This window comes from Comamonas sp. C11 (assembly GCF_024496285.1).
Classification (GTDB): Bacteria; Pseudomonadota; Gammaproteobacteria; order Burkholderiales; family Burkholderiaceae_C; genus Comamonas; species Comamonas testosteroni_F.
The window spans coordinates 4,339,033-4,357,931 of record NZ_CP101743.1 but is presented as its reverse complement, the minus strand read 5'-3'; the positions used below and the strand labels follow the sequence as shown (position 1 = coordinate 4,357,931).

Annotated in this window: 24 protein-coding genes; 6 read left to right on the top strand and 18 right to left on the bottom strand. The window is 55.4% G+C overall.

The window, feature by feature from the left end; translation table 11 throughout:
• The first annotated feature begins 61 nt into the window (after positions 1-61).
• Together NOX35_RS20085 and NOX35_RS20080 are read left to right on the top strand one after the other, a co-directional pair.
• Positions 62-280 (top strand): hypothetical protein, encoded by a 219-nt coding sequence (locus NOX35_RS20085; RefSeq protein WP_003078700.1) that lies wholly within the window; start codon positions 62-64, stop codon positions 278-280.
• 268 nt (positions 281-548) lie between these two features.
• The gene (locus NOX35_RS20080; protein ID WP_256494494.1) at positions 549-683 is read left to right on the top strand and encodes a hypothetical protein; all 135 of its coding nucleotides are present in this window, start codon (positions 549-551) and stop codon (positions 681-683) included.
• Between the two features lie 481 nt (positions 684-1,164).
• Here the strand turns inward: NOX35_RS20080 and NOX35_RS20075 are convergent, their stop codons facing one another.
• The 3 genes from NOX35_RS20075 to NOX35_RS20065 form a co-directional block, all read right to left on the bottom strand.
• Positions 1,165-1,497 carry a hypothetical protein gene (locus NOX35_RS20075; RefSeq protein ID WP_034349562.1) on the bottom strand — a complete coding sequence of 111 codons (333 nt, stop codon included), beginning with the start codon at positions 1,495-1,497 and terminating at the stop codon, positions 1,165-1,167.
• A gap of 30 nt (positions 1,498-1,527) precedes the next feature.
• A complete protein-coding gene (locus tag NOX35_RS20070) occupies positions 1,528-2,268 on the bottom strand; it encodes a hypothetical protein (protein WP_256494493.1) in 741 nt (246 codons plus the stop codon).
• 76 nt (positions 2,269-2,344) lie between these two features.
• On the bottom strand, positions 2,345-2,968 hold the full coding sequence (locus NOX35_RS20065; protein ID WP_232538001.1) for a hypothetical protein: 624 nt from the start codon (positions 2,966-2,968) through the stop codon (positions 2,345-2,347).
• Positions 2,969-3,546: 578 nt separating this feature from the next.
• Between NOX35_RS20065 and NOX35_RS20060 the strand changes: the two genes are divergently transcribed.
• Positions 3,547-4,314, top strand: a complete 768-nt coding sequence (locus tag NOX35_RS20060) for a response regulator transcription factor (RefSeq protein ID WP_256494492.1) — start codon at positions 3,547-3,549, stop codon at positions 4,312-4,314.
• Positions 4,315-4,747: 433 nt separating this feature from the next.
• On the opposite strand, the gene NOX35_RS20055 is transcribed toward NOX35_RS20060, so the two are convergent.
• Entirely contained in the window at positions 4,748-5,599 is an 852-nt protein-coding gene (locus NOX35_RS20055; protein WP_182283827.1) for an AlpA family phage regulatory protein, read from the bottom strand.
• A gap of 73 nt (positions 5,600-5,672) precedes the next feature.
• On the bottom strand, positions 5,673-6,350 hold the full coding sequence (locus NOX35_RS28840) for a transposase (protein ID WP_371878554.1): 678 nt from the start codon (positions 6,348-6,350) through the stop codon (positions 5,673-5,675).
• Positions 6,351-6,678: 328 nt separating this feature from the next.
• Here NOX35_RS28840 and NOX35_RS20045 point away from each other — a divergent pair, with 328 nt between their 5' ends.
• The 3 genes from NOX35_RS20045 (at position 6,679) to NOX35_RS20035 (ending at position 9,156) form a co-directional block, all read left to right on the top strand.
• Positions 6,679-7,992 (top strand): ferric reductase-like transmembrane domain-containing protein, encoded by a 1,314-nt coding sequence (locus NOX35_RS20045; protein ID WP_182283825.1) that lies wholly within the window; start codon positions 6,679-6,681, stop codon positions 7,990-7,992.
• A gap of 356 nt (positions 7,993-8,348) precedes the next feature.
• Positions 8,349-8,687 carry an RNA-binding protein gene (locus NOX35_RS20040; RefSeq protein ID WP_182283823.1) on the top strand — a complete coding sequence of 113 codons (339 nt, stop codon included), beginning with the start codon at positions 8,349-8,351 and terminating at the stop codon, positions 8,685-8,687.
• A 322-nt stretch (positions 8,688-9,009) separates the two neighbouring features.
• Positions 9,010-9,156, top strand: coding sequence for a hypothetical protein (locus tag NOX35_RS20035; protein WP_182283821.1), 147 nt, complete (start codon positions 9,010-9,012; stop codon positions 9,154-9,156).
• Positions 9,157-9,550: 394 nt separating this feature from the next.
• Here the strand turns inward: NOX35_RS20035 and NOX35_RS20030 are convergent, their stop codons facing one another.
• From NOX35_RS20030 to NOX35_RS19970, 13 genes are all read right to left on the bottom strand, one after another.
• On the bottom strand, positions 9,551-10,582 hold the full coding sequence (locus NOX35_RS20030; protein WP_256494488.1) for an integrase: 1,032 nt from the start codon (positions 10,580-10,582) through the stop codon (positions 9,551-9,553).
• Entirely contained in the window at positions 10,579-10,794 is a 216-nt protein-coding gene (locus tag NOX35_RS20025; RefSeq protein ID WP_034380602.1) for a phage protein, read from the bottom strand. The genes NOX35_RS20030 and NOX35_RS20025 overlap by 4 nt, the downstream gene beginning before the upstream one ends.
• On the bottom strand, positions 10,778-11,020 hold the full coding sequence (locus NOX35_RS20020; RefSeq protein WP_256494486.1) for a hypothetical protein: 243 nt from the start codon (positions 11,018-11,020) through the stop codon (positions 10,778-10,780). Before NOX35_RS20020 ends, NOX35_RS20025 begins: the two co-directional genes overlap by 17 nt.
• A gap of 102 nt (positions 11,021-11,122) precedes the next feature.
• Positions 11,123-12,472, bottom strand: a complete 1,350-nt coding sequence (locus NOX35_RS20015) for a hypothetical protein (protein ID WP_256494485.1) — start codon at positions 12,470-12,472, stop codon at positions 11,123-11,125.
• A gap of 52 nt (positions 12,473-12,524) precedes the next feature.
• On the bottom strand, positions 12,525-13,217 hold the full coding sequence (locus tag NOX35_RS20010; protein WP_046462749.1) for a hypothetical protein: 693 nt from the start codon (positions 13,215-13,217) through the stop codon (positions 12,525-12,527).
• A gap of 137 nt (positions 13,218-13,354) precedes the next feature.
• Entirely contained in the window at positions 13,355-13,612 is a 258-nt protein-coding gene (locus NOX35_RS20005) for a hypothetical protein (protein WP_148728243.1), read from the bottom strand.
• A gap of 123 nt (positions 13,613-13,735) precedes the next feature.
• On the bottom strand, positions 13,736-14,956 hold the full coding sequence (locus NOX35_RS20000) for a GGDEF domain-containing protein (protein ID WP_256494484.1): 1,221 nt from the start codon (positions 14,954-14,956) through the stop codon (positions 13,736-13,738).
• 269 nt (positions 14,957-15,225) lie between these two features.
• A complete protein-coding gene (locus NOX35_RS19995) occupies positions 15,226-15,624 on the bottom strand; it encodes a hypothetical protein (protein ID WP_256494483.1) in 399 nt (132 codons plus the stop codon).
• Positions 15,625-15,995: 371 nt separating this feature from the next.
• Positions 15,996-16,931 carry a recombination-associated protein RdgC gene (locus tag NOX35_RS19990; protein WP_256494481.1) on the bottom strand — a complete coding sequence of 312 codons (936 nt, stop codon included), beginning with the start codon at positions 16,929-16,931 and terminating at the stop codon, positions 15,996-15,998.
• Between the two features lie 64 nt (positions 16,932-16,995).
• Positions 16,996-17,193, bottom strand: coding sequence for a hypothetical protein (locus NOX35_RS19985; RefSeq protein WP_256494480.1), 198 nt, complete (start codon positions 17,191-17,193; stop codon positions 16,996-16,998).
• Positions 17,194-17,240: 47 nt separating this feature from the next.
• A complete protein-coding gene (locus tag NOX35_RS19980; protein WP_202788964.1) occupies positions 17,241-17,378 on the bottom strand; it encodes a hypothetical protein in 138 nt (45 codons plus the stop codon).
• A gap of 635 nt (positions 17,379-18,013) precedes the next feature.
• On the bottom strand, positions 18,014-18,235 hold the full coding sequence (locus NOX35_RS19975) for a hypothetical protein (protein WP_256494479.1): 222 nt from the start codon (positions 18,233-18,235) through the stop codon (positions 18,014-18,016).
• Between the two features lie 31 nt (positions 18,236-18,266).
• Complete coding sequence (locus NOX35_RS19970; protein WP_256494478.1) at positions 18,267-18,824, bottom strand: hypothetical protein; 558 nt, start codon at positions 18,822-18,824, stop codon at positions 18,267-18,269.
• Positions 18,825-18,899 lie beyond the last annotated feature (75 nt).

Genomic DNA, 18,899 nt, shown 5'->3' with positions numbered 1-18,899 from the left:
GGATCTCAGGCGCTTCGGAGCCGGAGCGGCCAGTCATCGCACGAGCTTAGGAGAAGTCACCATGCAAACCGCAGTCTATCGCGCACCTGTGTATGAACCTACGGTCGATGAATTGGAAACACTCAAGAAGCTGGAGCTGGGTGAGGATGTCTCCCTGTGGTCTGCCGCCAAGGAATATCTCTCCAGGCGCCTGCTGGAGCGGGGGCTGGTGGAGCAGGATGCAGAAAAGCACTGGCATATCACCGAGTCGGGACGTATGGTGATCCGGCGCCAGCTCTGAAATGCCCGGGGTTAACCCTTGATTTGCAATTGCCTGATTTGGAGGCAACCTACCTTTCAACCCGCAAGTACAAGGGCTTGTGTGCTGTTATCACCAGGATTTCACCGGATATCCACAATCATGTCCACATGATCTGTGGAAAAAAGCGCTGCCATGGACAGCGCTTTTTTTGTGGCTTGACTCAAGCCAGGGTTGCTCGGATTGACAGCAAAGGATCTCGTTGACAGTACAGACGCAGCGATGCTCAAAAAGCATTTTTCAGAGAGAAATGACCCTGGTGACCTGCTATGTGCTAAAGGCTGGAAGCGAATGGATGTTTGCCAGATGGGTGATGCTGTCGGTGCTGAGCATGGCATTGCAAGATATAGGTCCGCACCAGATTATGCAAAGTTATGCACAGTGACTGTGCAACTTCGAAAAGATGAGCGAGCAAGAGAGATCCTGCCTTACCCCGGCAAGGGAAAGGCATGCGGCTGTGGCGTCATTGATGCGCCGGCTTTTCGCGTGGAGAACGGAAGGCTGGATGGCGCGAGGCTGCCTTCTCGGCTTGGGTATGTCGTGCCGGATTGGACCGGAACGCCCTGCTGCGGGATTTCAATTCCCAGCACTCGCCCTGGAGGGATGCGGATTGTATTCGATATTTAGGCGCAAAAAATTGTCGTGGCGTTCCTTTGGACAAAAACGCGTTGCGCCCATGATGTCGACATGGGGGGCGAGGCTAAGTCGCTTTATCGGCAGATACTTTTCTGGTGTCGCTATCGGTGCTGAGTGGCAGCATATTTGCAGAGCACCAATCAACAAGGGCGGGTTGAAGCCCGCCCTTGTTAGGTGAGTTGCTGTCAGCACCAATGGGGTGCTGCCGTCCTGTTATGCCTTTGACCAGTCTATTCGCTTGTAGGCACGAAAAACAGGTACTCACCTGGCCCCATCTGCGGGGTAATCACATAGCCTTCGCATTGCCTGTCCTTGCATTTCACAGGTATGGCGCGGGGCCAGATAGTTGCTGCAGTAGGGTAACCAGGCAGGTACTGCGGCACATGCCATACCCCATAGTCACCGACTGGCTCTGCTTGCTGCGAGCCTGCTGCACCTTGCTCGCCACTTCCAAAGATCTGGCGTTGAATGCTCAACGGTTCATTGATGGCCCTGGAGTCGGGTGCAGCCAAAGACGAAGCGCAGCATAGTGCAATCGCTAAAAGAGCTAGAGTCTTGCCCATAGCGGCCTCCTAGATTAGGAATCACGCCCACTAATTGTCGTACAGCTGTGCTGTACGTGAATCTTCCATCACAGATGTTACAAGCGAGGGGCGAGTGACTTCAGGTGCCAAACTTGACTGAACCTCAGCGGGGACTGAAGCGGGCGTGGGGCTACCTTGTGCCGAAGCATCCGGCCCGTAGTTGTTGCGCCGCTCTTCTACGGTCATGGATTGTGGGCACTTCGAACCCGTGATCTCCAGTGCCACGCGAGCGGCAGGATCCATGCAGTCCATAGCTAGCGAGGCTGCCTTCATGCCCTTGTTCCAGAGCTCACGGCTCATTTTCAGGCGTTTGCAATGCTCGTCCGTCCAGGTTGTGCCGAAGCTCACGCCAAAGCCAGGGCCGTTGGCACTGCCGCTGCTGCTACCCATGCAGGTGTCGTTGCTGGTCGTGAGGTTGGGGCCGTTCACGCTGGGAACGTTCTTCATGGTGTAAGTGCCTGTGTACTCCACAATGTTCTTGGACGTTCCGGACACAGTGCTGTTCAGGTTCTGGGTGGTCGTGCCGTTCGTTGTTATGTTTTGATCGGAGGTTGAAGTGGATCTGCTGTCCATCGTGGATACAGATCGACTTTCCGCCGGGGCAACGACCGGATTGACAATGGTGACCGACTGATTCTGTTGCGCCCCCACGGAAGAGGAGCTGGAGGAGCTTTGCGCGCTGCTGTCGGCATTTTGCGCATAACTGCACAAAGGAACGCAAAGACTTAACAGAGCTATTGAGAATTTCATGCTTTGCTCCTACGTTGCCCGAGCCCGGCCAGGCAGCCAGGCCCGGGACAAACACAACTATCTTGGGACAGCTGCCTTAGTTGGCATTGGCAGTAGAGCCTGCACCAGCAGTACCGGAGGTGCCGCCACCGTTGGAGAAGTAGCCCGCGTTACCCCAGGAGCCGGCATTTTGGTGGACGGTACCCACAGAGCCTGCGTTCGATGTGGTGTTGGTCAACGAGCCCCAAGGTGAGGAAATGGCTCCCGATGTGGCGTTGTAGCCGGAGGTGGTGCCAGCATTGTTGTTGACGTAGGCCAAGCCGCCGCCAGGGCCTGCGCCAGTTGCAGCAACATTCGCGGTCTGAGAAGAGGCGCCGCCGAACGCAGTACCGTTGACGGGTCCTGCGTTATAGCCGGCAGCAGCAGCCGAGCCCGCATTGGCATTGGTAGCCGCTACGCCGCCAGCAACACCGTTGCCGGTGGTTGCGGAAAGGCTCTTCACATTACCAAAAGTAGTTGCGCTACCGTCGACAGCTGCCCCACCGATGCCAAAACCGCCTGCGCCGATCGCACCTCCAGCAGCGTTTGCATTCGACGTTGCACCGGAGGTTGCACTATTCATGCTCAGCGCACTTCCGTTGCCCGAGCTGGCAGCTCCCGACAGCGTGGCAGACGATGCGCTCGACGTCGTGTTTGTGGCTGCAATGCTTGAGCTGCTCACGGCAGCAGATGCAACACCAGCCAACGCAATAACCGCCATGGCAATCAGAGACTTTTTCATGATCATTCCTTTGAATAGCGAGTTCTCAGAAAACTGAGAGTGTGTGAGCGAGAGACCTATGCAATTTCGCAAAGGCCAGTGTTAACCGTCAACAAGTTCTGGAGTGCTTTGTTACGTTCCAAAACTGCTTTCGGTGAAGGCAGTTTCAGAAAACGACGGGGAAACAGTAATCCCCCATTCAAAGATGTTTTTTGAAGAATTAAAAATGATGAAAAAAATGATTGATTTGTTGTAGTTTGTGGGTGATGCGCTATTGAAAGAATAGTGCTTGTTGGAAAATTCTTACAATGCTAAAAAATGTAATCTATATTTCTTTTTATTTCATCTATCCATTGTTTCAAAAATAAAGGGTTTACATCTATTTTTTGATGAAAACAGCTTAATACCTTGTATTCCAGTATTAATTTGTAAAAATCTAAACCTTATTTTTCTTTATTTGTTTTTTGTGGATTTTCAATGAGACGAATTCTATTTTTCGCGAGATTCCTAGGCAATCGACTCATCAAATGGAGTGTCACATGTATCTATCCGACGCATTTATGAACTCACGGTTTGATGATGCAGCAAGTGCAGAAGTCACATCTACAGTCTCTGGGCGCATGTGGCCGTCCGACATGAAGGGGCAGCAGAACCAGCCCGTGCGGGTCTTTCTGGTTGACGAAGACAGCCATGTCAGCAATGTGATCTCGCAGGAGCTCATGCGTGACCCGCGCACTCTTCTGGTCGGGCAGGCCTGCAGCTACAGAGAGGCTCGTAAGAACGTCTTTTTGCAAGAGTTCGATGTGCTCCTCATTGACCTATCTATTGGTGAAGGCCAAGGAACAGAGTTACTGGAATCGATCCAACTAAAGAGGCCCGACGTGCTGAGCATTGCAATTTCTGCAAGTGAAAACGACGATGCGGCAATGAATGCTCTTAAAAGAGGCGCTGTTGGATACCTGGTGAAAAACTCATGGTTTGGAAGTTACTCGCAAGCGGTGCTGGAAGTGGCCAATGGTGGAGCGGCTATATCTCCAGTAGTGGCGAAGAAAATCATTCCGAAAATATTCAAAGCCAATTTGCATGAGGAAAGTACCTTCAAAAACAAGAGCTTTGAGTCGCTGACTGAAAGAGAGGTGGAAATATTGAAGTTGATAGCTCAAGGGAAGAGCTCTCTCGAGGTTGCTTCCTCCTTGCAAATAAGCCCTTTGACTGTGTCAACGCATATAAAAAATATTTACGGAAAAATGCAAGTAAGAACCAGAGCGCAAGCCGTCAGATGTGCAATCCTGATAGGAATTATTTGAATGCTGTTATTGGCTGCGTTCGATTCTTATACGTAAGAATACTTTGTCTGACATTGGAAATTGAAATGATATTTGAATTTGAAGTATTTGTTTGAAGGTTTCTTGATAGGGAAATTTCTTTCATGAGGTGGAAGGAGTTGTACCTGACTGATTTCGATCATGTGGTCCTTCTTGGGCAAAGCTTGCGCGCTGCTTTCACATGGCTGCGATCCAGCAGCTTTGACGCTTCATCAAAGTCATGGATGGGGCGGCCGTGAAGTTGCGCATGTCGCACATAGGCATGGTGCGGATTCGTTTGCCGGCCTCTTCATTGCCGGTGACAAGAATGAGGTTGCCCCGTTGCAAGAGCTGTTCGAGATGTTCAACAAGTGGGCGGGACGGAAGGTTGTGAGGCTTCTTCCTTATGAGGCAGGCCCGAGCTGGCCACTACACCCTATTCGGCGGCGCTAGGAGGGGGAGTCAATGAATGGGGATACCACTCCGAAATGACCGAGGCAGCATGTGCATGTGCTGATCGCCAGAGGTCGTTCTGGCTGGAGCCAGGAAGGTCTGGTAGTTCGATGTGTCTATCAGCAGCTCGAATAGCGAACCAAATGCCATGGTCCCAGTCTTTGCCTCGTCGCTGCTTCTTGAGGGCAGGTGCAGTAATAACGATCACTCTCTTATTGCCCGCTCTTGCATAGCCGATCTCAACCAGCGTTCCAAAAGCCTCCAGGTCTTCGAGATAGGCAACAACAACGTCGGCCCGTGAGATGCCTTGAAGAGCTCCGCGATAGGCGGCGCTTTGTGGGTTGGTGGGAGAGTAAGAATTCGCGCCATGCATGTGTCCATGGTTGCCATTTCTCGCTTTCCACGGACCTGAATACATGAACCTTGTACAAGTTCCGTGAAATAGCATTTCTTCCGGCGGTGCGATCAGTACATCGGTATCTGAACTCTCGATCCCCAGATCACCAAGCGCCTTGGACTTGGATACGTCGAAGATTCGCCAACATGAAAACTCCCCGCCCGGCTTCCCATTGTCTGAAGCTGCCCCCATTTTTCCCGCCATGTAGACGATAGGTAGAACCTGGCTTGCTTGGTGAATTGCCTTGCTCGCCTGCAGCCAGCTTTCGACATCCGTTTCGAACCAGCCAACTGCTCTGTTGCTCATTGGGGTGGGATGAGGAAACTTGTCCTTGCGCAGCAGCTTGTAGAGCATGGATCTTGATAACCCAGTCCGTGTCAGAACCTCATCCATAGAGATGACATTCTTAGTGAAACGTGACGTGCTATCCGTAGACATGTGGTTTCTTGAGCTCGGGTGTTTGGTGGATGAGCTAGTGTTAATTAATGCGATAAGTATTGATTTCTGATAGCTATATCCAATGTAGGATTGGCACTGACATTGTTGTCGAATACGAACGATTTGTATTCCATGAGTCTTTTGATTTCCTTTCACCCTTCGGAGCGCCATGACGTTTCCGTAGCGCCTTTTTGCTTCGTGAGGAGCGAATTACGAGCTGGTCGGGATATCTCGAACCCGCGCTAATGCACGGGATGCACGGTATCTGGGTGGTTTTTGTATTGCAGTATCCCGATTGAGCTGCAAGATATGCGCCCGGGTAAGTTCGTTTGAGCCGTCCTGCTATTTGCTCAGGTGAGCATCGACTCTGCAATTTACCCGCCACGATCTGCTCCAACGCAGGATTGCAGGCCAACTTGCACGTCTTTGGGCGGTGCGCTCGCTGCCAGGCTGCCTCATCTGCCTTTGTCGCTCGGTAGCAAGTCTTGTCGCCATTGCGCATGAGTTCTCGACTGATGGTGGATGCTGCTCGCTTCAAGCGCCTGGCAACGCAGCGGATGGATTCACCTGCGACCAAGCTGCAAGAGATCTCCTCGCGCTCGGCCAGAGACAGGGACAAACGCTGCCGATGCCTTGCTGGTGGCCGGATACCTCCTGTCGAACTCAGGATGTTGTGAATCGAGGTGTACGGTCGCTCAAACAGCTTGCCGATCTCGCGCAAGGTATCGCCAGCTTTCCAGCGATCCCACATCACTGCCTTCTGAGCTTCGGTGAAGTAAATCCGCAGTCTTTGCTTCATGCCCACACTCCATCCACCAGAGGCAGTCATTGTGTTGCATTGACCAGTTGAATCCACAGCCAGGGGCGGACTCTACGCTTTCTGACAAACAGCAATATTTCTCAGCAAAGCGGCTAGGCATGGAAAGCGTCTATCGAGCGCCATGTTAGCCTTAACTGGATCAGCCTTGAACAAGCCTCGAATGTGTTGAAGCTGCCTGCGGTGAACGATCCAGCGCTACTGCGTGTGTCTGTTTCCGCACTCTGGTTTTGTCGGCAATCGAGCAAACAGGAGTGTTGTCTTGCGCCGTTCCATTCTTCTTGTCTTTGCTTCTTTCTTTTTGATCTGGGCAGTGGAGGCTTTTTGGCTGTCACCGTCGCCGCCAGGCGATCTGCTGTGGGTGATGCGGCAAGAAGGCATGCTGCTCACTGGTATCTTGGCTTTGGGGGCCATGACGGCCATCATGGTTTTGGCCTTGCGCCCTCGGTGGGTAGAGTCGCCTTTGGGTGGCATGGATAAGGCATACCGTTTGCACAAATGGCTGGGCATCATTGCCATTGTGTTGAGCTTGGCGCATTGGCTGGCCAAGCAGTCCAAGCCCCTCATCGCGACGGCTATTGGTAGCACTGGCAGGCTGGCCAAGGTACCCGTGCCCGAGTGGGTCAGCCTCCTGAAGCCCTATGCGAAAACCTTGGGCGAATGGACCTTCTATGCATTGATCTTGATGTTGGTCATTACGCTTGCTCGTCGCGCGGTGCCATACAAGCGCTGGTACTGGTTTCATCGATTCATGCCCCTGGCATATCTGCTACTGGTGTTTCATGGCCTTGTGCTGACTCCCCCTGGCTATTGGAGCGGTGTGGGCGGCTGGCTGCTGGCGTTGACGATGGTTTTCGGCATCGTGGCTGCAGTGATTCAACTGAAACGTGACCTGCGGCCGCGCTATCCCCATGTGGGCACCGTACTGTCATTCACGCAGCTCGGTGATGTGCTGGAGATGCAATGCCGCATGGATGATTCCTGGCCGGGCCATGCTGCGGGGCAATTCGCCTTTTTGCGCCTGTCAGGGGAGCAAGAGGCTCACCCTTTCACGCTGTCCGATGCGGGCCAGCAAAATCACGTCGTGCGCTTTCACATCAAGCAACTAGGCGACTGGACACGCAGCTTGCCCGAGCGTCTTCAGCCCGGAGCCGTTGTGGAGCTAGATGGTCCTTATGGCCGCTTTGTGCCTCCGGACCACGACGATGGTGCTGTGCATGTTTGGGTCGGTGCTGGCGTTGGCGCGACTCCTTTTTTATCCTGGTTGGGCCAGCTTCATCATGACGGCCATGCTCCCCAAGCCTGGCTCCAATACGCCTGTCAGCATGCTGCCGATCCTCTTGCTCGAGCTCTGGAAGAGGCTTCGGCGCTTCATCCCGATGTGCATCTCGATATCTTTTCCGATGGCCATCGCTGGACGCCCAAAGAGGTGCTTCAACGTTATCAAGCCGACAAGCCATTGCAGGTGTGGTTCTGTGGCCCAGCTTCCATGGGCAAGCAGCTGGAGCAAGCACTGGAGCAATCGTTGCCAGCTGCTAGCTGGCAATTGCACAGGGAGCACTTCGAGTTTCGTTGACTAGATCACTCCATACATGCGTCATTTGCTATCTAGTCTCAATACCGACTCTCATCCCTCGATGAGTCGCATGCACAGGCCAGACTCCCAAGCTGCCTGTGGACCAGCAGGACAAGCGCAGCGTGATCCTGACCGAGATGCATGACATTGATCAGCGGCTGGCGGGGACAGTGCGGGAGGTGGGGCAGCCTAGCTATAGGTTCCCTGATGGCTGGCTGCATACCACCATGCAGCCATCGACGTGCTGAGCCGCTAACGAGCTCTCCACTTGATTCGGTTGCTGTGGACTCTCACTCGCGCCGCCACATTCAAACGATGCGTCAATCCTTGATGCGTCACCACTAGAAAAGGCTCCCATGAGCACAAAAATTTACGTTGGCAACCTGCCTTACTCCGTGACCGACTCCAGCCTGCGAAGCAACTTTGCAGAGTTCGGAGCCGTAACCTCTGCCAAAGTCATGATGGATCGTGAGACTGGACGCTCTAAGGGCTTTGCGTTCGTAAAAATGACCTCTGCGGACGAATGCCAAGCAGCTATTTCTGGTTTGCATGGCATGTCCGTCGATGGACGTTCGATCGTTGTCAATCTTGCGAAGCCTCGTGAAGAAGGTCGTGGGTTCGGTGGCAACCGCGAATTCCGTGCCAGCTCTCGTCCAAATGTTGGCTATGGCATCGATGGCTATGGGGGCTGGTGATCTAGTTGCGAACTCAAGAAAACGGCCTCAGTTCGAGGGCGTTTTTGTTCTAGTGAGTGGGCCGATTGCTACGACTTGCAGGCCACTGGCGGGCCTTCTATGAGGTACGGGTTTTGAGGAAGGCAGCCTGTCAGGTCTAGCCTGTGGTTGCATTGGCTGATGGCAAGCTCGAAACGTCCATGCTTGTGGCCTCATCCTTGGCATCAGCATGCAGGTCGCTAGCCTGCAGGAAACAAAACACAAAGCAGTTCAGACGAACTAGGGCTTCGCAGAACGGTTCATCGGTTATGGTGGGTAACTTAAACCACTAAGGAATCGCCTGATGCCAAAACCTAACTACCAATTCGAGAAAAGGCAGCGGGAGCTGGAGAAGAAGAAAAAGAAGGCTGAGAAGGCTCAGCGCAAAGCTGCTGAGTCCGAAACAGCTGCGCCAGTCCTGAACTCTGAGGCGCTGGTTGAACGCAAGTAGGTAAGGGATAGGTTTCGTGTCGGTGCGACTTTTGAGAGTCTCAAAAAAGCCGCGCCGACACATAGATCAGTGGCTTACCAAAGCGCGATCAATGGTGCCTGGATATCTACAGTCTTGAACTTGGGTGCTGTAAAAAAAATGCCTGCAAGATGGGTCATCGTGCAGGCATTCTTTCTGCCAAACCGGAACACATTCCGGAAAGTTTTCCGGAGCGTCTTCAAGAGTTATAGCATTACATCTGTGGTGCCCGGGGCCGGAATCGAACCGGCACGCCTTGCGGCGGGGGATTTTGAGTCCCGTGAAGAAATGAGGATTCATGCGGCCTGCAGGCCGATGTGTTCCGGTTTTTTTGGTGTACTTATTTATAGGTAGAGAAGACAAAACCGGAACACTTTTAGCCCACTGGTTTCAGCCTCCGGACACCGCCGTAATGGCGTTCTGTCAGGCGCTCATCGCTGTGCTGCAGCAGCTTCGATGCTTCTTCCAGGCTACCCGCTTTTTGGGCGGCACGCTTGCGCATGTCCCGCAGGTAGAGCTGCTTGATTGCATCGGCCAGCTCATCCTCGCCGCGCTCGCTGGCTTTCTCTGCGGCCGTGCTCCGGGCTTTGTCCCATCCATAGCGAAGCGCCTGGGGTGACACTGGCTGCCCGTCTGCAGTGGAAAGCAGCATCAGGTGATCAGCCCCTAGAGCCTTGCGCCTGCGCACCAAGTCAGGCAGAACTGCGGAAAGGTTCAAGTCCCACTCGGCCTCCTTGCCGGTCTTACTGGCCTCCAGCGTGAGCAGGTTCCCGCGCGGCATCAGGACCGTGATGCAGTCAGTCAGGCGCATGCCCGTGGCGGATCCGAGGTCCATGCAGTCCTTGATGTGCTGGGCTGCCTCTGCATAGATCGCCGCAAACACATCGTCCCGAACCTTGATCTTCCGCGGCTTCTCCTTGTTCTTCCACTTGCTGCGCTCCATCCCGGCCGCTGGCCATGGCAAAGAGGTAAGGCCTTCGCCGCGCGCCCAGTTCCAGATGACCGAGAGCAAGGCCATCTCCCGATTGCCTTGGGTCTTCGCCGTGCGCTTCGTCAGGTAGCCCTTGATTACCGGTAGGCTCACCTGGTCCCAGGTCGCCTCGGCAAAGACCGGGCGCATCATCCTGAGGTTCTTGGCATAGCCCTTTTTGGTTTCTTCGCTCCTGTACGTTGGCAGGACTTTCGATTCCCAGCCGGAGAAAGCCTCCTCGAGCGTGCCAGCTATTCGCGCACTGTGGGTGCCGTTCTCAGTGATTTCTTTCCATTGGGCGATTGCTTTATCGAAGTCGGTGCCAAGGGGAATTTCCCCGTTTCCTTCTGTCGATGCGTCATAGAAGTAATACACCACGACCTTGCCGCTTTTACGGCGGCGCGTTCTGGTGCGCAGTCGTGGATAGGCTCCAGTCATCTGACAGCTCCTAAGTTAATCCCGCGCGAAGGCGTGAAAACCACTCCAGTCAGCCACGCCCTGGCATGAGCGCGAGAGACAAGAATACGCCTGCCCAGGCGTTTATGAGGGATTCCCTCTTTCTTCAAAAACGCTTCTTGCTGGTCCAGCTTTCCAGCTGACGCCATTCGCTTAATTTCTTGTGGCAACAGGAATTCACCAGTTTGATCCATGGCGACCTCCATTAAAAATGGCCCTTGCGGGCCGGCGGTTGGATTTCAAAGGTTCGAGCAGAAGGCGTGCAGCCTGGTTGTAGGTATCCCAAAGCAACAATCCGTCGGTGCACCGTTCCTGCTGCCCGCCGGATAGACCGGCAGCGCAGCAGGTAGGGCAGTTGAAGTGGTGGGCAATGTAGGCCTTGTCTTCTGGCAGGCCTACGGTGCTGGCGCTGGTTGCCATGAAGTCCTCCCAAAAGCAAAACCCCGCATCAGCGGGGCTCAGGGTGGTTGATAGGTTCGCGCCATCTGTCGCGCTTGTCGCCTCGGTCGCGGGCTCGGCGGCTCATGCTTCACTCCCTTGCGCTGCCTGGGCGGCGATTGCGGCGCGGTGCTCGCGGTCTCGGTCAGAATTGGTCTTCAATGGCAGGCTGGGGTTCTGGTGCCAAAATTGTTCGTGCGCCCAATAGCCAAACATCGTCACGCTGTACCGTCCAAACCCGTGGTTGCTGACAACTCCGAGTTCCGCGAGTCGCTTAATCTCCTCTTTTTTGAGGTCGTAGCTCTCATCGTCCTCTGTCGTCTCGATGAATCGGTGCAGCAGATGCTGGTCTGCCTCCATCAGAAACTGCAGCTTTCCCGCATCCCGCGCGTCTGCCTGCGCCTGGGGTGATTGACCATCCCACCACCAGCCAACAAAGCCGCCATGGTTGATGAAGCCACGTTCTGGCTGCTCACCTTCCACGGGCTTCTCCAGCGCGTAGCCGGTGATCTGGTAGCCGCGCTCCTGCATGCTCTTGAGCTTCAAGGAGGCAACGTGGCAGAAGGCGGGCACCGCCTGCGCGGGAAGTCCGGTAGCAGTAGCTGCGGACGGAAGTGCCCACAAGCGGCGCTCAATGATTCCTGCAATGGCTTTGACGCGGGGACTGTCATCGGGCTCATTGAGATAGCATCCGATCATCCCGGCGATGTAGCTGCACCATGTCGCTTGATCATTCGTTGGTCCTTCCACTGGCTGCAGTGGTGCAGTAGCCAGCAGGGCGCGCAGCTGCTGTTCTTTGAACAGAGATTCAAGCGTGTACCGCCAGCCGCTGAAGTCCAGCTGTTCCGCGATGAATGCCTCTGCAGACTTCTTGTTGCGGAAGCCGACGGCATGCAGGCTTGTTTTCAGCTGATGGGGTACTTGCTCAGGGTCCAGCACTGCAAGCCAGTGAGCAGGCTCAGGCAGCACCACTGGCGCGGCTGCCGGGGTGGCGGCAAGCGCTGGAGCAGCTGCGAGCATGGCGCAGTAAATCTGCTTTGCAGTGTGATCTGCAACAAATGGCCAAGCGGTCTCTCCTTCAACTGGTTTTTCCCCATACGCTGGGGCGTCCTTGTCCCCTCCGTAGCGTCCGACGTGACACATCTGGGGCGTAGGCTCAGTCGGCACCAGCTTCCAGCCATCAGGCACTGCCACGGCTGCGGGCGCTGCCTGGGGCTCAGTGATTTGGTGCAGGCACTGGCCAATTTCTCGCTCATGCGCCAGCAGGGCTGATGCCAGACGGCGGACTGCATGGGCGCTGCATCCTGCGCCTTCGGCTGTGCTGCAATTCCCGCGATTGCGCTCATCGTTCTCTAAGCCTTCAAGCATGGATGCTCCTTGCTCGAGCAGGGCTGCGTCTTGGTCGTTCAGCTTGATTACGTTCTTGTCTTGCATATAGGTGGCTCCCAGAATGAGAAAAGCCCGCGGCGGCGGGCTGGGGTGTTGGTTAGGTGACTGATGCCTGTTGCTTCACGTTGTCGTAGGCCTTGATTCCCCACGCGATGGCATAGCAGTTCCATAGGAAATGGAATTTGAATTCCTTGCAGTTCCACTCCCAGCAGTCATCCATCTGAAAGCCAGGCACGTCATCACATCGAAAGTCGCGGGCAGCGTCGTAGGCTCGTACTTCGCCATCATCGGCAGTCGATAGAACTTCATCGTTCAGAGCGCTCCAAAGCGCGGCCTTGTCGTCGCTGAATTGGTCGTGCTCCGCCTGGGTGCTGTATTCAGCATCGGGTTCACTGCACTCAACCCAGCTATCAAATGCCTCTTTGACATGCTCCCGAAAGCTATCGGCACTGAACTCCATGACATCCCTTGGTGCCGGTGCGAGCAGCTTCTCGTCCCAATAGCCAGGGTTGATTGCCAGTTGATCAGCGCGGCCTGTTTTGTTGTAGTGCTCTTGATCTGTGCGAAAGAACGTGAACATGTCCTGCAAGCGTCGGAATACGAAAGTTCCCATGTCGCCATCAATGCACAGCGTGCCAGGCCAAGTGATGATGTCGAACCAGTAGGCGCGGCTGGAGGGATCTTTGAACCGCAAATGACGGTTCACACCGTCGTCGCGCATGACTTCCATCTGGTGCGCTTGCGCATCCTTGAGGAAGCGATCCTCGGTGCATGCAATTTCTCGGGGCATTCGTGTCTCCAGAAAGCAAAAAGCCCGCTCAATGGCGGGCAGGTGATGGGTGGATAGGTAGTGACTGGTCGTCCTGACCAACGTCGGCTGAAGCGATGGCAAGCAGCGAGCCGTCTATAGACTGGGGATCCTTGTAGTCAGCAAGACGATCTGGGGTATAGCAATAGCTCCATCAGGTCTGTCTTGGCCACAACGGTGACAAGTCCAGCTGCAGCGAGTGCGCGTACAAAGCCGAACCCGTGCTGACGAGCGTTCTCCAGCTGTATCGCCGATTCCGGCTTCTTGTCATAGGCTGCGCGAACCCTGTCAACGATGATCTTCCAATCAGCGTGAAGATTTTCTGGCAACAGTTCGTAGCGATATGCCTGTACGGGTTGTGAAGCATTGCTCGCCATGTCTGCTCCTCGGTGACTCGGCCTATAGATTACGCTTCTTCATTCCTGGAACGCTTTCTATGGAATGAAAAAAGCGGGTGGTGGGCTGTGGTGATTACGGGTGAAACGCTCGTTGCGAGGGCGCTATGTGCTTTTGCTGTAGGGCATGTGGTAGCTTGGGTTTGCAACGGGATCGAGTTCGATGGATATATCCGGATAGTTGCCCCCGGATACGTGCACCCGATCTCGCCCAGCATTTTTGGCTTCGTAAAGAAGCCGATCGGCCTCTCGCAGGGCTTGATCTAATGGCGTGTTGCTGTCGAGCGCTGAAATCCCGAAGCTCAGGGTCAACGTGTAGCCTGATGGGAGAACTTCATTGTTCAAGCGGAGGTCGCGCTGGATGCGAAGGGCAATGGCCTCGGCATCTTTCAGTGAAATCTCCGTCAGCAAAAGCACAAACTCTTCCCCGCCGAACCGTGCGACAAGGTCGTTCTCCCGCACGCTGTCTTTAAGAGTCGTTGAAACCAGTTGCAGAACCTCATCGCCGCGCTTGTGGCCCCAGGAGTCGTTAATGCGCTTGAAGTGATCTATATCGCAGGCCAGCACGGCCATCGGATAGAGCCGTATGTCAGCGAGGCGCTGCTGGGCATATTCTTGAAAAGAGCGGCGATTCAGCAACTGGGTCAACGCATCAAGGTCTCGCTCACGTCGTAGCTTGTCTACCGTTTCCTTCGCGGCAATAGCAGTCATCACCAAGCTGAAGAGCAGCGCGAAGTTCAAGATGCTCACCAGCGTTAGGAGCCAGTAGGGCGACTTTGGCAATGACCGAAGATCCGAGTAGCCCAGCAGCCAGATCAAACCGGGCCGAGTGAAGGTATAGGTAGTGAATGCAATGCTTAGCCAGAGCAGCAATTTATCGAGCCAGTGTAAAGAGCTCATCCTTGAGCGGACCTGCAGGATAGGCAGCATTAGAACCAAGCCCGAGCCTATACTGAAGGAACAGATGCGAACCCAAGAAATCGGATTCACCCAGCTGAAGTGATACACAACGGCTAAGGTGACGATGGAGATCTGCAGTGCAATGTGCGGATGCGTTGATACACGCCACCTGTCCGCCCAGCACTTCGCAAGACACCAGGCTCCCAGCAGATAGATGCTGCCAATCAATAGCGCATAGCGCGTGAGCACCTCAAGGGGAATCAAGGTTTGAGCAGCGAGGGGCAGTGCCGTGAGCGAATAGGCGCAGGCTTGCCAAAACAGAAAGCGCTGGGATCGTTGGTTAAACCAAGCAACCATCAGGACGGCAGCAAGAACCAGTAGCGCCAGAGGTGGTGTCAGTACCAACAAGTTGTAATTCGCGGACATCTGACCAGAGCCTCCCCGATCAAAGAGCAATCATTTCAACCCTGAGCGTTAAACGGCGATCTGGAATCTCGATGCTCGTATTTTCGCTTTTGTCACAAATTATTACACCACCGCAGGCTGATAGATTGCTGTCAGCCGAACTCTTGTTACGAGCACAAAAGCAGCCAAAAGTCATCAAAAGCGGCCTCAGTTGCACGAATGAAAATCGTTCCAAATGTGTAGCCTTGTCTTCGCGGGTGGCACTGTGTGCAGATCAGATTTTTGATAACTCAGGCGACTACCTTTTTGATCTCTATCAACTGGACTTCCAGCCATCCCGCCTTGACGGCCAGCTCCTTGCATTGTTGAGCTGCCTCCTGAAGGATGTAGGGCTTGCTACGCACTGCAGTGCGCTTGGCTGTGCGCAGCCATGCGGTTTCATCAAACGGCTCCGGCGGTTTGCCTCCTGCCTTTTGCGCCATTTGGCAAAGCCGCTCGTGCGCCTGCTTTGCTTCATCCAGCAGGCCAGGCGCGATACCTGAGACACGCCAGCCCTTGTGCACGGACACGGGATCCGCCTTGGCTGCCAGGCGACGCTGGCGCTCGAGCTCCATTCCTTGAGCTCGCATGGCGGCCATGCGGGAGTCGGTGATGGGGTCGCCGTTGTGATTCACGAAAGTCAGACTCATGGGAGCCTCCAAAGAAAAAGCCCACCCATTGGTGGGCACATGGTTATTAGAAAAATCAATCCCAAGCCAATAAACAATTCGTTACATTCAGCGCTTTGCTTTGTTCACCTGAGTACGGACCACGTATGGCACTTGATGATCGAACGCGCAGATTGCTTGAGGAGTGGGAGGTCAAGCACGGTCTGTCAGTCATCCAAAAGAGACTTGATATGGGCTTGTTTGAGTTCGACCGTGAGAAGCAAAAAAATTGCTATTTATGGCTTAAGGCACGCCGAGTCACTCCCTGGACTTCTATTGCTGGCCGACTTGCTTTCGGAAGTGCCGCAGTGGCTGCGTTAGCCGTTGCTTTCACATCTGCGCTGAGGTGATGGTTACCAGCTTGCGCTGGCAGCCAGCGTGGCGGGCAGGTCGCCCAGGCCTGTGCGGCCTTCTCCGCCAAGGGCTTCGATCAGGTCGGGAATCAGGCGCGACAGCTCACCGGTGGCAATCGCCACATCGGTATCAAAGCCGCTGTCGTCCTGGCTGTTGCCGTCCATGACGGCATCCAGCAGAGTGATGTTCTTGAGCTGCAGGCCTTCGGTCAGCACAAAGCTCACACGGTCGTCCCAGGTCATCGCCAGTTTGGTGGGAAGCTTGCCTTGCTCGATGTGCTTGCGGACCTCATCAATATCCAGCGGGTGGCGGGCGTAGCGCACCACGGCCTTGGACTCGTCGCATGCTTTCAGCTCCGTTTCGCGATCTGCGGTGAAGCCGGCGGGCGGCTCCTGCGTCATCAGCCAATGTGCCATGGCAGCCTGCGGGCTGGTCTGGGTATCCAGCAGGGCCAGGGCGAAGCCGGGCAGGCTTTCGACCAGCAGCGTCACCACTTCATCGGCGCGGCCCTGGGCACTGGTATCGAGCACCAGGGTGCGCGCCTGAGGGTCGATCCAGACCCACATGCTGCCTTGCTTGGTGAAGGCCATGGGCAGCAGATCCAGCTTGGCCTCGTCCTTGAGCTCGCGCTTTTCCTTCTTGCCGGGCTTGCGGCCCTGGGTCTTTTCGATGTGCTCGGCCTTTTCGTTGACCTTGCGATTGAGCACGCTGGCCGGCAGCACCTTGGCCTCGGTCATGAAGCGTATGACCCATTGACCGGCCACGGACTCGACCAGCGGGCCGTGCTGCTCGCCGCGCGGCGGCACCCAGCCCACGGAGCGCTCCTGTGTGGCGCCGCACTCCTCAAAGACTGTCTTTTGCAGTGCATTTTCCAGCACCTGCAGATCGCCTTGCCAGCTTTCGGCGTAGCGGTAAATGATCATGTTCTTGAACATCAGGACTCCAGAAAAGAGAAAGCCACCGGTGCGGTGGCGGATTGGGTGGAGGTGGGCGCTGCAGTCACGGCAGCTCTTTCAGGCATTGCACAGTCTTGTCGTCCAGCCACTCGGCATGCATGCCCGGACAGGCGAACTCGTCGCGCAGGCTCTGTGTGATGCTTTGGGGTTCGTCGGCTTGGGCATCGGGCGCGGACAGCCAGGCTGCGAGAAGCAGGGCGCCGACGATGACCAGCACGGAGTCAACAATCGTCTTCAGCATGAGGATCTCCTGTTCAAAAATCGTGTCCAGCTATCCAAGCTGAACGCTCAGAGGGGCCAGGCTTCTGGCGTGAGTGCGATCACCACGGCCGCTCCGACCAGGCAGAAGAGGCCGAAGCCGGTGAGCGCCCATTGCGCCGCGAGCAGCAGCTTTGTGGTGTGGGCAGGGGATGGAGTCGAATGCATGGAATCTCCTGAGGGCAAAGAAAAAGCCCGCGAGCGGTTGCTGCGGGCTTGAATAAAGAGCCGGTGACCTTTCGGGTCTGCCTGGGGAATGGTTCAGAGAGGGACGGCGGAGGAGAAGCCCCAGACCCGGCTGAAAAGTTAGATGGCGCAGCTTCCTTCTGTCCGATGAGGGTCAGGCAGAAGAAATGCGCACTTGGGTTAATAAAAGGTTGCTGCGCCATCTGGCGTGACCACTGTCGCCACGACGCAAAGCGCCGAGTTCGTGACTGCCGCCAGCCCAGGCCCATTCCTGTGCTGCCGTACCTGCTCGAGCAGTCACGCCAGATAGCCCCCGCTACTTTCCCGGGGTGTTCATGATGGGCACCTAAGACCGGTGCAATTACCCTCTTGCAGTATTCCAGCCGGGCCTTGCAGGCCTGGTTTGTAAGAGCCGGGGAGCCGACCCCCGGCACCATCAAGAAAAAGAGCGGATCACCCGGCTTGCGGTCTGTCGGTGGCGGCATCTCGGATTGCCAAACTCCACGCCCGGTTTAGTTTTTCAGTGCCGCGCTCTTTCTTGATGGCCCCGCTGTAGCCCTGCGAGGGAGGGCGCATGCAGGCCACATGCTGGCAAATCACTCACATCTCAATCTCCATCAGGCCGTTGCAGGCTGCAGGAGCCCATGCTCGCGGCAATAGGCCATCTCTTCGTCGTAGTCGGAATCCTCCAGCACCAGCGTGCCGTCAGGGGCGTAAATGTCTCGCTTCGGGGAACCCATGGCGCGCTCTGTGCGCTCCACTCGGAAGCCGTGCCGCGCCCAGCATCCGTTGGGGCTGTTTGGGTTGGGAGGCTGCTGGGTGGTGTTGACTGTTTTCATGGCTTTGAAGTCCGTTGGTAATGAGAGGCGCCTATGCATTCAGCAAGTGCGCCTTGATGAAGGGCCCGAAAAATGGGTTGTCGCCTTTTTTGTATTCCAGGCGGATGCGGTCGCCAGGGTGGAAGCCACCAGGCGGCGCGATATGGGCATCCACTCGAACGTCAAAGCCCATGTCTCCACTGCGCACAGTCAGGCTCCAGGCTCCGCTGACGAATTGCTCGGCGCATTGCACTGTGGCGCCCAGGAAAGAGGTCTGCAGGGTGGCTGTCACCACCTCGTCCTGCTTTTTGGTAGGAATCAGGTTGTCCACCTTCTTAGGAAGCTCAGCCCATGCAAGCGTTTCGTCGGCGCCGTCACTGTTTCGCAGTGGGCGCAGCTCGCAATCCCTGTAGACGACAGTGTTTCGCGGGTCGGGAGGGCAAGTTAGGTCGCCAAACTTGAAGGTGGAGAGAGGGCGCCCTACCCAGTCGGCTGGGATCGAATGGGCTCCCGGTGTGGCGCGGCTGAGAATTTCCAGCAGACAGCCGTTGTTGTTGGGGTATTCAAGATCGTTGACCACGATGGCCAGATCACCAAGACGACAGTTCATGGCATTCCTTGGATAACTGTTTATTTATACAGTATTTTTGAGCGAGTTAGGTCTGTAGGTCAACTCAAACCAAAG